The organism is Rhizobium sp. ERR 942, assembly GCF_007828395.1.
Taxonomy (GTDB): Bacteria; Pseudomonadota; Alphaproteobacteria; order Rhizobiales; family Rhizobiaceae; genus Rhizobium; species Rhizobium dioscoreae.
The window spans coordinates 215,184-228,977 of record NZ_VIUA01000009.1 but is presented as its reverse complement, the minus strand read 5'-3'; the positions used below and the strand labels follow the sequence as shown (position 1 = coordinate 228,977).

Annotated in this window: 11 protein-coding genes; 1 reads left to right on the top strand and 10 read right to left on the bottom strand. The window is 61.5% G+C overall.

All coding sequences use genetic code 11. The features are described 5' to 3' along the window. Positions 1-130 precede the first annotated feature (130 nt). The 5 genes from FBZ97_RS29970 to FBZ97_RS29950 all read right to left on the bottom strand — a co-directional run bounded on the left by FBZ97_RS29970 (position 131) and on the right by FBZ97_RS29950 (position 7,505). Complete coding sequence (locus FBZ97_RS29970; RefSeq protein ID WP_145323242.1) at positions 131-1,483, bottom strand: NCS2 family permease; 1,353 nt, start codon at positions 1,481-1,483, stop codon at positions 131-133. Positions 1,484-1,530: 47 nt separating this feature from the next. Beyond that, a complete protein-coding gene (locus FBZ97_RS29965) occupies positions 1,531-3,309 on the bottom strand; it encodes an adenine deaminase C-terminal domain-containing protein (protein ID WP_145323240.1) in 1,779 nt (592 codons plus the stop codon). After that, positions 3,299-4,300: a LacI family DNA-binding transcriptional regulator gene (locus tag FBZ97_RS29960; protein ID WP_113396470.1), complete on the bottom strand. Its 1,002-nt coding sequence runs from the start codon at positions 4,298-4,300 to the stop codon at positions 3,299-3,301. Before FBZ97_RS29960 ends, FBZ97_RS29965 begins: the two co-directional genes overlap by 11 nt. 152 nt (positions 4,301-4,452) lie before the next feature. Then, positions 4,453-6,276 carry an ABC transporter ATP-binding protein gene (locus tag FBZ97_RS29955; protein WP_113396471.1) on the bottom strand — a complete coding sequence of 608 codons (1,824 nt, stop codon included), beginning with the start codon at positions 6,274-6,276 and terminating at the stop codon, positions 4,453-4,455. A gap of 32 nt (positions 6,277-6,308) precedes the next feature. Next, the gene (locus FBZ97_RS29950) at positions 6,309-7,505 is read right to left on the bottom strand and encodes an aminotransferase class V-fold PLP-dependent enzyme (protein ID WP_113332114.1); all 1,197 of its coding nucleotides are present in this window, start codon (positions 7,503-7,505) and stop codon (positions 6,309-6,311) included. 140 nt (positions 7,506-7,645) lie between these two features. Here FBZ97_RS29950 and FBZ97_RS29945 point away from each other — a divergent pair, with 140 nt between their 5' ends. After that, a complete protein-coding gene (locus tag FBZ97_RS29945; RefSeq protein ID WP_246661902.1) occupies positions 7,646-8,431 on the top strand; it encodes an IclR family transcriptional regulator in 786 nt (261 codons plus the stop codon). A gap of 67 nt (positions 8,432-8,498) precedes the next feature. Here the strand turns inward: FBZ97_RS29945 and FBZ97_RS29940 are convergent, their stop codons facing one another. The 5 genes from FBZ97_RS29940 to FBZ97_RS29920 form a co-directional block, all read right to left on the bottom strand. Next, positions 8,499-9,011 (bottom strand): RidA family protein, encoded by a 513-nt coding sequence (locus FBZ97_RS29940; RefSeq protein WP_113421473.1) that lies wholly within the window; start codon positions 9,009-9,011, stop codon positions 8,499-8,501. Positions 9,012-9,029: 18 nt separating this feature from the next. Continuing rightward, positions 9,030-10,238 (bottom strand): amidohydrolase/deacetylase family metallohydrolase, encoded by a 1,209-nt coding sequence (locus tag FBZ97_RS29935; RefSeq protein ID WP_145323238.1) that lies wholly within the window; start codon positions 10,236-10,238, stop codon positions 9,030-9,032. Then, positions 10,239-11,117 carry an ABC transporter permease gene (locus FBZ97_RS29930; RefSeq protein WP_145323236.1) on the bottom strand — a complete coding sequence of 293 codons (879 nt, stop codon included), beginning with the start codon at positions 11,115-11,117 and terminating at the stop codon, positions 10,239-10,241. Further along, on the bottom strand, positions 11,117-12,058 hold the full coding sequence (locus FBZ97_RS29925) for an ABC transporter permease (protein WP_162748899.1): 942 nt from the start codon (positions 12,056-12,058) through the stop codon (positions 11,117-11,119). The genes FBZ97_RS29930 and FBZ97_RS29925 overlap by 1 nt, the downstream gene beginning before the upstream one ends. A 184-nt stretch (positions 12,059-12,242) precedes the next feature. Then, positions 12,243-13,769, bottom strand: coding sequence for an ABC transporter substrate-binding protein (locus FBZ97_RS29920; protein ID WP_145323234.1), 1,527 nt, complete (start codon positions 13,767-13,769; stop codon positions 12,243-12,245). Between the last annotated feature and the right edge of the window lie 25 nt (positions 13,770-13,794).

The window sequence follows — 13,794 nt, the reverse complement described above, 5'->3', positions numbered from 1 at the left end:
CGCATTTCATGACATGGATGTGACAGAATAGAGGACGTCCCAAACCGTATTGATGGCCACCGCCGGTCACGTCGCCGGCCCGCCGTTTCATGCCGGATCGCGGGTGCACAACTTATGGATTTGTGGCCGCTCAGTGAGCGGCCACGGTCCAGAAATAATAGGCAAGCGGGATGGCGAGAAGATACATGCCGATAGACACCTGCCTTGCTTCTCCCGATAAGACCTTGACGATGACGTAGAACAGCAGTCCTCCGGCGATGCCGGTTCCAAAGCTGTTGGAGACAAGGGTCAGAAGGACCATCATCAGGGCGGAGAGGCCGTCGGAGAAATTCTCCAGGTCGACACGCTTCAGCGCGCTGAACATCGACATGCCGACGAGGATCAGGGCGGGTGCCGTGGCGGCCGCCGGGATCATCAGCGCGATCGGCGTAAAAAGCAAAGTGAGCGCGAAAAGGGCTGCGGTCGCAAGTGAAGCAAAACCGGTGCGTCCGCCGGCTTCCGCGCCTGTCGCGCTCTCGACCAGCGCCGTGGCGGAGGGAATGCCGAGCAGCGGACTGATCGTAGCGGCAATCGAATCGACGAGGAACGGCTTGCCCAGGTCCGCCATGTTGCCTTCCTCATCGACCAGGCCGGCCTTGGCGCCAACGGCGAGCGTCGTGCCCAGGGTCGAGAAGAATTCGGATGCGAAGAAGGCGAAGAGATAGGGGAAATAGTCTATCTTCAGCGCACCAAGGAAATCGAGCTGAAGGCCGATCTCAGAGATGCCGTGCGGCACTCCGAAGAATGCGGCGGGCACCTTGGTCACGCCGAGCGGAATGCCGAGCAGAGTGCTGCCCAGGATCGCCCAGAGGATCGGCCCCGGCACTTTGCGCCCGCGCAGGAAGACGGCGAGGAAGATGCCGAAGACGGCAATGATCGCCTGTCCCGAGTTGAACGAACCGAGCATGAGCGCGTGGCTCTTGGCGTTGACATCGACGAGACCTGCATTCTTGAAGCCGAGAAGCGCGATGAACAATCCGATCGCCGCACCCAGTCCGAGCTTGATCTGGGCTGGAACCATGCGGGCAATGACCTGGCGTACACCGAGGACGGTCAGCAGAACGAAGACGACGCTCGACCAGAAGGAGATGGCAAGGCCAGTCTGCCAGGGAATATGCTCCACGGCTGCCATCGTCGGCCCCACCAGAACCGAGCCGCCAATGCCAGGTCCCACCACGAAGGGCATATTGGCATAAAGCGCCATGAACAGGGTCGCGCCGATGATGACGAGGATGGTTGCCGTCGTTGCGGCGGCGCGGTCGATGCCACCGGCGGAAAGCAGGGAAGGGATCACGACGAGGAGATAGGCCGCTGCCAGGAAGGACGTCATCCCGGCAATGATTTCCGTCTTCGTATTGGCCTTACGCTCGCCCATGCGAAAAAAGGTTTTCCACCGCGGCTCTGACGTATCACCCGGCTGCCCGACATTCGTAGTTGAGGTCATTGTCTATATCTCCTAAGTCGGCAAATGCCGCCGTTTGGCTGGTGACCTCAATTTTGGCTTGAAGCCAGAAGCGGTCTGATGTCCTGGGTGGTTCCGTCGGTCAGCCCGAGATCGGTGACATGCGGGCCGGGGTTGCAGGCAAGGCTTGCTCCGACGACCGCCTTGAAGGTGCGAATGGGCGGCATCCAGTCGGCGATTGCATCGGCCGCGGCGCGCAACCTAGCGAAATCGTCGGCCACCTCCTTTGCGGGCGCATCCGACAGCAAGCCGCAGACGGGCAGGGGAAGCACCGCCGTCACCTCGCCATCGGCCGCCGTCGCCATGCCGCCGCCCGCTTCGATGACGGCATTGGCCGCCGCAGCCATATCCGCGGGGTCGCGGCCGAAGACGGTGAGGTTATGGCTGTCATGCGATATCGTCGTCGCAAGCGCGCCGCTCCAGTGACCCCAGTCTTCCAGGATGCCGATGACGGGTGTCGGCTCTTTTCTTCCGTGGCGGTGAATAACAGCCATCAGCAGCATATTGTCAGGCAGAACGAGCTTGTCATTTTCGACTTTGACGATTGCCTCTCCCCATTTCGTGAATCGTGGGCTGACAATCGTGTTGACGCGAGCTTCAGTCATGCCCGGCAGCTCGATCTTGAAATCGGTGGCGGAAAGCTTCTCAAGCCTTACGGTGTTGCGATAGGCATCCGAGGGCGTGCACTCGCTGGTTCCAACGAGGCTGCCGCTTCTTCCGACCTCACGTCCAGATGCGAAGACGCGGTCGACCGCGATCTTTTCGAGATCGGAGAGGATGACGATGTCGGCGCGGCGGCCGGGTGCCACCAGTCCCAGATCATGGCGGTTCAGCCACATGGCGGCGTTGAGCGTGGCGGCGCGGATGGCATCGATCGGCTTCATTCCATAGCCGATCAGGCGTCTGAGAACGGATGACATTGCTCCCTCATTCACGAGGTCGTCGGGGAAGACGTCATCGGTGCAGATCGTCAGCGTTTGCGGCAGATGCGGCAGTTTTTTCAGCACGTCGACGACGCCGGGCAGAACATAGTCATGGGAGCCGCGCAACTCGATGGTAAGGCCCGCCCGCAATTTCGCCAGCAAGTCCTCGGCCGAGGTGAGCTCGTGATCGGATTGAATCCCCGCGGAGGCAAAGGCCTGCAATTCCGCACCTTCCAGTCCGCGGGCATGGCCGCAGACGCGCTTGCCGCTCGCAAGTCCGGCCTCAAGGATGCCGCGCATCGGCTCGCTGCGCTCAAGGACCCCTCGCATGTTCATCACTTCGGCGACACCGGAAATCTCCGGCCAGCTGAGCATGGTTGTCATTTCGCCTGAGCGGAATTCCTCACCGGCAAGCTCAAGGCCGGGTGCCGAGGGGACGCAGGATGGCGCCAGGGTCAGGAAGCGCAGCGGCAATTGCCGTGTTTCTTCGAGCGCCCACCGAATACCGTCGAGGCCAGCGACGTTGCCGATTTCATGCGGGTCCCAGCAGACCGTCGTCGTGCCCTGGGGAACAACCGTTTCGGCGTATCGCCTTGGCGTCACCATCGAGCTTTCGACGTGCATATGCGTGTCGATAAATCCGGGCGCGATGAAGCGTCCTAAAGCGTCGATGGTCTGCTTGGCGTCCTTCCTTGTCCCCAAGGCATGGACGCTTGCGATCAAGGGGCCGACAAGGCCGATATCGGCCGGCCTCATTTCCGAGGTCGCGACATCGACGAGCGTTCCGCCGGCAATCAGCACATCGAACGGCTCAAGGCCCAATGCCGCCCGGACGGCGCGGTCGCGCAGCTCGGATGAATGGAGGTCGTGGGGTTCATTCGGCATGTCTGCCTCCCTTGGCAAAGGCGGACGGGCGCGCGGTGGATTGCCGCAAGACGAGTTCCGTCGGGAATATTCCGCTGATGTCGATTTCTCCGGCGACGAAGGCGAGGGCATGGTTTGCCACGGCTTCCAGATCCTGCCGGACGGTCGTGAGTGGTGGAGAGACGATTTGAGCCCACATCAGATCATCAAAGCCGGTGAGCGATATGTCTTCCGGAATGCTGAAGCCCCTGTCCTTGACGGTTATGGCAAAGCCGACGGCGAGCGCATCATAGGCGGCGGCACAGGCCGTAAAATGCCGCAGATCGAGCTCGCGGCCGAGAGCGCTGCCGGCCTCGAACGTCGCATCGCTGTGTCGCAATGCGGGTTCGACGCCGGCCTGGCGGAAGACTTCGCGCATTCCTTCGACGCGCTCGCGCGCCACCAGCGAATTTTCCGGGCCGGCGAGGATAAGGATGCTGTCATGACCGAGATCGACCAAGTGGCGTGCGATCAGGCGCCCGCCTTGACGATGATCGCTGGCAGCGATGTTGCCGACCGTGGCGGCGCTGTCGATGACGGCGACCGGCACCGGGACATCCGTGGGCGCAATGGTCGTGCCGCGCGTCGGTATCACGATCAGTGCATCGACGCCGCGGGCGATCATGGTCCTGATTTCGAATTCCTGCTGCTGCGGGTCGCCCTGACTATCGCCGATGAGAACGGCAAGACCGCGCCGCTTGGCGGCTCGCTCGATGGCCTGGGCAAAAGCGGGAAACAAGGGTTGGCCGATATTCGGAACCAGCAGGCCGACCGTATTGCTCTTGCCGGTGCGCAGAGCGCGGGCCGCATGGTCAGGCACATAGCCGAGCCTGTCCGCTTCCAGGCGAATCTGCTCCGCAAGGGCTGATGACACCCGGCCCGTACCGCGCAGGGCATTCGAGACCGTTGCCGTGGAGACACCCAGCTTGGTTGCGATTTCCCGAATCGAGGTAGGGCGTGTCTGACTCTCCAAGAGCGCGCTCCGGTTTCCTTGATTAATCGTTTAATCAACACGGCGCGCTTTTGCAAGAGCGTCTTTAACTGCGCGGGGATGAAACGCGGTTTCGCCGATGGTGGCGCCTGTTGGTGATGACGAAGGACCTTCCGGTCGACCGGCTTGCTGTATCAGACGGCAACCAGATGGCCGGAAGAGACGGTTCGATACGCGCGCGGCTTGACCAGATAATCGACGGGCCGGATAGGGCTTTTCAACTCCTCACTGGCTGCCATGCGTTTTTCGCGTCGGCGATCGGGGTCCGGCACAGGAACGGCTGCCATCAGCTTCTTCGTGTAGTCGTGCTGCGGATTGCCGAAAACGGCCGCGCGCGGGCCGATCTCGACGATTTCGCCGAGATACATGACGGCGACGCGATGGCTGACGCGCTCGACCACGGCCATGTCGTGGGAGATGAACAGGAAGGAAAGGTCGAGGCTCTGCTGCAGGTCGAGCATCAGGTTGATGACCTGCGCCTTGATCGATACATCGAGCGCGGACACGCTTTCGTCGGCGACGATCACCTTCGGCTGCAGTGCCAGGGCGCGGGCGATGCAGATGCGCTGGCGCTGGCCGCCGGAGAATTCGTGCGGATAGCGGCTTGCCATGTCAGGGGTCAGGCCCACCTTACGCAGCATATCGGCGACGATCTCTTTCGCTTCCCGTGCTGTTCCCATCTTGTGCTCGAGAAAGGGTTCGGCGATCGCCTGGCCGACCGTCATGCGCGGATTTAGGGAGGCAAAGGGATCCTGGAAGATCATCTGTACCGATTTACGCATCTCGCGCATGTCACGTTTGCCAAGCGAGAGCACGTCGCGGCCATCGACGATGACGGAACCGGATTGCGGTTCGATCAGCCGCATGATGGCGCGTCCGGTGGTCGACTTGCCGCAACCGGATTCGCCGACAAGCGACAATGTTTCGCCGGCAAAGAGATCGAACGAGACGTTTTCCACCGCATGCACCCGGCCTTTGAGCTTTCCGAAGAGGCCCGAATGAATGTCGAAGCGCTTGGTGAGGTTTTTGACCTGCAGCACCGGTTTTTCCTTTGCGACCGTATCGGGCACTTCGGCTGGCGTGTCGGATTCTCCCGTCGCAGTATTGACGACGGGGAAGCGCAGCGGTCGTTCATAGGATTGCATCGAACCGAGCACCGGCACGGCCGACAGCAGCGCGCGGGTATAGGGATGCTGGCCGCGATGGAAGATGTCGGCCGTCGCGCCCGTCTCCACCTGCTCGCCGCGATACATGACGACCGTGCGGTCGGCGATTTCCGCCACCACACCCATGTCATGCGTGATGAACAGGACGGAAGTTCCTTCCTCGTCCTGCAGCATCTTGATGAGGTCGAGGATCTGGCCCTGGATCGTGACGTCGAGAGCGGTGGTCGGCTCGTCGGCGATCAGCAGCCTCGGCTTCGAGGCGAGCGCCATGGCGATCATGACGCGCTGGCGCATGCCGCCGGAAAAGCGGTGCGGATATTCGTCGAAGCGCGAGGCGGCCGAGGGAATGCGGACCTTTTCGAGCAGCCGGATCGTCTCGGCCTTGGCGTCCGCAGCCGACATGTCCCTGTGGCAGAGCAAGGCCTCTGAGATCTGGTCACCGATGGTGAAGAGCGGATTGAGCGACGTCATCGGCTCCTGGAAGATCATCGACACGTCGTTGCCGCGCACCTTGCGCATCTCATGTTCGGGAAGAGAAAGCAGGTCGCGGCCGCCAAGCAGGATCTTGCCTTCGATGCGGCTTGAATCGCTCTGCAGCAGTCGCATGATCGAGAGCGAGGTGACGCTCTTGCCCGAGCCGCTCTCGCCGACGATCGCCACCGTCTCGCCCGGCGCGACCGAGAAGGAAACATTGCGCACGACGGGTTTCCATGCACCGTCCACCAGGAACGAGGTGGTGAGGTTTTCGACGGAGAGGATGGGTTCGGGGGCCTTTGCCTGCGACGTGCTCATGCTTGTTCCCTTCTTGCGATCCCTGCCACAGCTCAGTCCGGCCAGTTCAGCACGCCGTCGAAGCGATGCCGGCTGCGGTTCTCGATCGGTGTCGCGATGATCTCGTTGGAGGCGCGCGCCTTGTCGAGTTCCTCGGCAAGCCGGGTCGCGACAATGGCCTCCTGGCCGGGATGCAGGTTGCATGGATCGAGATAGAAATAGTGATGCTCCACCTCATGGTCGCGGACGATTACCGGCGGGTTGCCGCGGGCAAGCGCTGCCGCAAGATCCCAGGCGCTGATATGCGCCTCCGGCGCAGAGATGATGACCCGCATGCGGTCGAGCGGGTTGTTGGTAGGATCGGGCTCGATCAGGGCGGTGACGCCGGGGCGGCCGTCGAGAGTTCGCTTCCACAGGTTCAGATAGCCCGTCTCGCGTTCGCGGATGCCGGCATGGTCGCGCTTTTCCCAGGCTTCCAGTGCCGCCATCACGCCATAGATGCTTTCCTTGCCGACCTTCATGCCGCGGCCGATGCCCATGTTCTGCAGGAAGGCGTTGCGCACCAGCTCCTTCTTGCCGGCGACGATGCCGGAGGTGGGGCCGCCGAGGAACTTATGGCCGGAATAGAGCACGATGTCGGCGCCCTGCGCCAGGAAGAGCCTGAGGTCGTACTCCGAAGCGGCATCGACGATGACGGGCACGCCCTTGGCGTGCGCGATCTCGACGAACTCGGTCAGGTGCAGCAAGCCGTAATCGACCACATGATGGGATACGACATAGACGGCTGCCGCCGTCTTCTCGCTTATGGCATTTTCCATGTGAAAGCGGTGTGTCGAGGTCGCTTGACCGATCAGAACGACCTTGCCGCCGGCAAGGCGGATCGCCTGATCGACGGGGGCGCCATAGCTCACCACATGGCCCATCTGCACGATGACTTCGTTCTTGTCCGGTGCGGCATCGGGTAGCTTCTCTATGGCGAGCAGGTTGTTGCCGGTGATGGCGCCTGCGACGGCGAGGCTGATGCCGGAGGAGCAGGATGCCGTCACGAAGCCCGCCTCGCCGCCCGTCAGCCGGGCGATAACGGCGCTGGCCTTGCGCTGGAGGTCGTTGATCTCGACGAATTGCGGCAGGATCGCCGTCATAGCCGCAATGGCTTCAGGCACGACGATCGATGCGCCGAGGCTCGTCATGGTACCTGATACGTTGATGACGGGCCTCAGGCCGATCTTGCTACGGATATCATCCGACATTCTATCTCTCCAAAGTGACGACTGCCGATTGTCATCGACAGCTATGCCATAGTAATGTAATAGCTTCTCGAAATCTCACGAGGAGCGTTGACTTGGACGCCAAGACCCTACCCGCCGCACCCCCTGAAGACGCCGATTCCATCCGGGAAGGGGAAACCAAAGGCGCGCGCCGTTCGCGCGTCAGCGGCATCGACCGCGCGCTGCAGGTCATTGATTATCTGTATGAAACCGGCGCGCCGGCTGGCGCCTACGCGATCGCCAAGGCGATCAAGGCACCGCTTTCGACCGTCTATGTGATCATCGACGATCTGGTCGAAAAGAACATGCTTGGCCGCGATGCCGACGGTTCCGTCTGGCTCGGCGCCCGTCTTTACCACTATGGTCTCGCCTATGCCCGGTCGCTCGATTTCATGAGCGTCGCCACCCGAGAAATGCACGATCTTTGCCGGCAGGCGAGCGAGACGGTGCAAGTCTGCGGCCGCGACGGCGATGCCATGCTGGTACTGGCGATGGCGGACGGACCGAGCCATTTTCAGGTCGCCTCTCGCGTCGGAACGCGCGTGCCGCTCAACTGGACTGCCTCGGGTCGGCTGCTGGTGGGGCATTTGCCGGAAGGCGAAAGGATCGAGCTTTTCAAGCGCTGTGCCCGCACCTCGCCGACCGGTCGGGCCGAGGTCGATGCCGCCGTGCTTTCCGAGGCCGCGGGCAAGGCCTTTAAGGAGCGCTTGTCGATCCAGGTGGCGGAGTCCGATTATGCGGTTGCCTGCATCGCATCGCCGGTCGTGGACCGGGATGGTCAATGTGTCGCGACCATTTCGATCGTGCTTCCCGAACAGAAAGCCGTGTCCGACGGCAGCCATTATGGCGAACAGGTGCGCGCGGCCGCCGAGCGAATCGAAAAGCTGATGGGCTGGCGCAACCACTGAATTCGTCCTCCTTAAAGCAATTCCAGCAAAAGCGCGACGCGGTTTTGCGTCCGGAATTGCGTAAAAACTAATCGTTAAGTGATACGATCGCTTCGATTTCGACGGTGATGTTGCCGGGAAGCGAGCCGAAGCCGACGGCCGAACGGGCATGTTGGCCCGCTTCGCCGAAGACTTCGATGAAGAGGTCCGAGCAGCCGTTGATGACGCTCGGATGATCCTCGAAATGCGGCACGGCATTGACCATGCCGAGCAGCTTGACCACTCGCTTCACCCGGGAGAGATCGCCGAGCGCGCCGTGCATGACAGCAAGCAGGTTGATGCCAGTTAGCCGCGCATGCTGATAGGCCTGGTCGACGCCCACGTCACCACCGACCTTGCCGGAATGGAGGTGGCCGTCTGCTTCCCGCGGCCCTTGACCTGAAAGATAGAGCACATTGCCTTCGCGGACATGGGTCACGAAATTAGCGATCGGCGGCGGCGGCGGCGGCAGCGCGATGCCGAGCGCAGCCAGTCGCTGGTAGGGTGTTTGCGCTGCTGAAGCGGCCTGTGTTGGGGACGTGTTCACGTATGCTCCTGCCATTCGATCTTAATGTTTCGACTACCGCCACGAATAGCCGTGGCTATGACGGACGAGCTTGCGCGCGCGGGGCACGTAGCGGCTGGCGGCGATCGCCTCCGCGCCGATGACAGCGTAGCGCGGCTCAAACAGCTTCCGCAGGCGTGAAACGTCGCCGTTTGAATCGGTCGCTTCGAGATCCGCATCCACGAGATCGAATATGGTGAAATCGGCGCGCTCGCCGACCGACAGCCGGTTTTCCATCGAAAGCTTGATGACCGAGGCTGGCGCATGGGTGACGGCGTCGACCACCTTGTCGAATGGCATGCCGACCGAGAGCAGCTTGGACATGGTGGTCGCCAGATCCCAGACCGGGAAGTTCATGGAATGGCCGTGCAGGTCGGTCGAGATCGAGTAGGGCAGCAGGCCGCGCTTGATCGCCGCTTCCGCGACCTTGAACGAGAAGGAGGCGCCTCCATGGCCGATATCGAGCCGGATGCCTTCGCCGGCGCAGCGCTCGGCGAGATTGTAGAGGTCCTCGTCCTCCATGATGCTCGATCCGGCCTTGCCGTTGAAGCAGTGGGTGACGACATCGCCCGGTCCGAGAATTTCGAGCACTTCGTCATAGAGCGCGGGCGGCTCGCCCACATGCACCATCATCGGCACCTTCAGGATCTTGGCGATCTTCTTGCCGAGCTTGACGGGTGTGACCCCCCAGGAGCCGGTGATGACGTGGCTGGCACGCACTTTGATGCCGACGATATGCTCGCTGTTCTCGGCATAGCATTCGAGGATGCGGTCGAGGTCGATATCCTTGATATCACGCAGTTCGGGGACGCGATTGCAAGCAACGAGGCCGATCGAACCGAGATTGAGGAAGGCCTTGATGCGTTCTCTGGATGGTTCGATGATATATTCGCGGAAGCCATGAAAATTGGCTTCGCCGGCCGAGCCCGCATCGACCAACGTCGTGACGCCGCGCTCGGCGCCGCATTCGGATGGGCGGATCGAGATGTCGGTGCCGCCATGCCAGATGTGGACGTGCAGATCGATCCAGCCGGGAGAGATCCAGGCGCGCTTGCCGTCGACGCGCTCGATATCGCCGGGAGCGGCAAGTTGCGGGCCAAAAGCAGCGATCTTGCCGTCGGCGCCGACGAGGATGTCGATGACGCCAGTTGGCGTATCGCTGCCGAAAGCCATAGGCTTCACATTGGTGAGGAGGAGCGGCTTGCCCGCTTTTTCACCGGTCATTTACAGGTCCTTTCGAAGTCTTGGATCGAGCATGTCCCGCAGGCCGTCGCCGACCATTTGCAGCGAGAGCACGGAGAGAATGATGGCAAAGCCCGGGAAATAGGTCATCCAGTCGGCTTGGCCGATATATTGGCGGCCGGCGGCGATCATGGTCCCCCAGGTGGGGATTTCGGGGCTGACGCCGAGGCCGAGGAAAGAGAGTCCGGCTTCGGCTAGCATGGCGCTGGCAAAGAGAAACGAGCCCTGCACCAGGATCGGGGACAGGAGGTTTCTAAGCACATGCCGCGTCATGATGTGGAATGTCGAGATGCCGAGAGCCTTGGCCGCCTCCACGTAAGGCAGTTCGCGGATGACAAGCGTCGAGGCGCGGACGATGCGGGCGAGCCGCGGTGCGTACACGATCGACAGCGCGACGATAACAGTCGTCAGCGACGGGCCGAGGGCTGCGACGAGGGCGATGGCAAGCAGGATATCGGGAAATGCCATCATCGCATCGATCAGGCGGGCGATCGGTGTATCTAGCTTCTGGAAGAAACCGGCGAGCAGGCCCATTGTGACGCCGATCGCCGCCGACAGCGCCACGACGGCGGCGCCGACGAGCAGCGACAATCGCCCTGCATAGATGGTGCGGGAGAAGATATCGCGGCCGAACTCGTCGGTGCCAAACCAGTAGATTCCGCTCGGCGGCTTCAGCCTGTTGACGATCGAGAGCTTGGAGGGCGAATAGGGCGCGATCCATGGGGCGAGGACGGCAAGAAAGACGAAGATTGCCAGCACGGTAAGACCGACGGCGACGGTCTTGCGCTTCAGAAGCCGGCGAAGGAACTTGCTTCGCTCGCTTGGCACCTGCTTTGGTGTATCGGTTGCGATATCGGCCATCAGTAGCGTACCCTCGGATCAACCAGCAGGTAGAGCATGTCGATCGCAAAATTGATCAGGACGTAGAGGCCTGCGATGACGAGCAAGGCCCCCTGGATCACCGGATAATCGCGGCGCAGCACCGCCGAGACGACGAGGCTTCCGACACCCGGCAGGCCGAAGACGGTCTCGGTGACGACAGCGCCGGAAATCAGCACGGCCGCTGTCAGCCCCAGAACCGTCAGGATTGGTATGAGTGCGTTCTTCAGCGCATGTTTGAGGACGACGCGGCGTTCGATCAGCCCTTTGGCGCGGGCGGTGCGGATATAGTCGTCTCCAAGCACGTCGAGCATCGATGCGCGGGTGAAGCGCAGGATCAGCGCCGAGGAGACAAGACCGAGTGCGACGGCCGGCAATGTCAGATGATACATGCGATCAAGGAAGCTTGTGCCTGGTCCGCCATAGCCGGAAACAGGAAACATCCCCAGGCGAACCGCGAAGATCTGCATCAGGATAAGGCCAAGCCAAAAGCTTGGAATGCTTGCCGCCAGCATGCCGAGCGCCATTGAAGCCTGATCGACGAGCGATCCTCGCCGATAGGCGGCATAGATGCCGATCGGCAACGCAATCACGCCGGCAATCAGGAGTGAGAACAGGGTCAGGAAAAAGGTCGGCTCGGCACGCTCGAGAAGTGCTGAGGAAACCGGGATATTCAGGAAGATCGATTGGCCCAGGTCGCCCTTGAGCAATTGCCCGACATAGAACAGGTATTGGACGAATATGGATTGGTCGAGGCCCAGCCGGGTCCGCAGTTCGGCAATATCCTGCGCGGTCGCATCCGGGCCGAGCATGACGGCGGCCGGATCGCCGGGAGTCACGCGCACGATCACGAAAACGATCGTGACGACAAGAAACATCACGACGATCATGCCTGCAAGACGCTGAAGGATGTAGCGTATCATTGGGTCGGTTCCCCGGAGTGGTTCCGCTTTCTTCGAGTCGCGGAACCACTCTATTTCTTTGTTCTCTCGCAACTGCGGCCGGAAAACCGCCACGCACTTTTCCTGGAATAGCTCCAGGGTCCGAGAACGGACTAGATTGGGAACGGGCGCCGGCCGTAACCGGTGCCCGAGCACCTTGGGAGGCTTATTTCTTGATCGATGCGTTCCAGAAGTAGGGCCACGGCGCGGGGTCGACTCCCTGAAGCTTGGTGGAGATCGCCGCAACGGCGTTGAAATCGCCGATCTTCATCATGGGAGCTTCGTCATAGATGGTCTTTTGGACGTTCGCCCAAAGCTCGATGCGCTTCTTAGGATCGACCTCCGTGTTGAATGCGTCGATCGCGGCCTTGCTCGTCGGCGTCGTCCACCAGCCGGGCGAGCTCGGCGACAGCGTGCCGATCAGCGCCGGTTCCGGCAGGAAGGGACTGTGACTGATGTAGATGTCCCACAGCGCCTTGTCGGCCCGGCGTTGGGTGAGCGTCGCCCAGTCGACCACCTGAAGGTCCACCGTGAAGCCCGCCTGTTTCAGATATTCGGCCGCGACCTGTGCCATCTTGTAATGGAACTCGTACTGGCGGCTGGTCAGGATACGGATCGGTTCGCCCTTGTAGCCCGCAGCCTTGGCGGCTGTGGCCGCGCCTTCCGGATCGGCGACATTGTAATTCCCTTTGACGCCGGCATCCGTGCTCCAGGTAAAGGGGGCAGGGTACATGTTGCCGTCGACCGTATAGAAATTCGTGCCGCCGAAGGCTGCGGCCAGCATGTCCTCCATGCTGAGTGCCTGTCGGATCGCCTTGCGGATCGCGACATTCTTCGTGATGCCGTCGGCAGTGTTGAAGACGAAAACCGGATAGCCGAACGGTTTGAGGAGCAGCGGCTGGGTCGCCGAAGCGGATTTCAGCTTGTCGAAGGATTCGACTGGAAGACTGTCGATATAGTCATACTGGCCGGAAATGGCCGCTTCGACGCGGGTGTTGGCATCGGGCACCGGAACGAAGCGGATTTCGTCGAGATATTGATGCCGGGCGCCGCCGTAACCATTGCTTTCGCAATCGCGTGGCGTGTAGCCGTCGAAACGCACCAGCTGAATATATTGGTCGGGCTTGCGCTCCTTCAGCATATAGGGACCGGTGCCGATGAAGTCGGTCATCGTGTCCGCCTGCTTGCTGGCTGGAATGATGATGGCGGCGGAGTTGTTGAAGGCAAGCAGCGAGGTGAGGGGGGCGTAGGGCTGCTTCAGCTTGATGACGACGGTCGCCGGATCCTGGGCGGTAATGGATTCGATGAAGCCGCCCGCCTGTTTGCCGCGCGACGCCAGCTTGGTCCAGCGGTTGAGCGAGGCGACCACATCGTTGGAGGTCATGACGCTGCCGTCATGGAACTTGATGCCGGTCCTGAGCTTGATCGTGTAGGTTTTGCCGTCAGCGCTGATCTCGGGCATGCTCTCCGCAAGCAGTGGCGTGACGTTCCAGCCCTTGTCGAAGGTGTAGAGCGTTTCGAAGATATGTTGGGTGACAATACCGACGAGATCGGCGGTGGAGGTCATGGGATCGAGCGTTGGCGGCTCCCCGATCGTCGCGACATTGATGACGCCACCTTTTTCCTGAGCCATCAGCAGCGAGGGCGCCGCAACCAAAGCAGCCGCAATCAGGAATCCGAGTCCTAACTTCATCGATACACTCCCAATTATGTTCCAC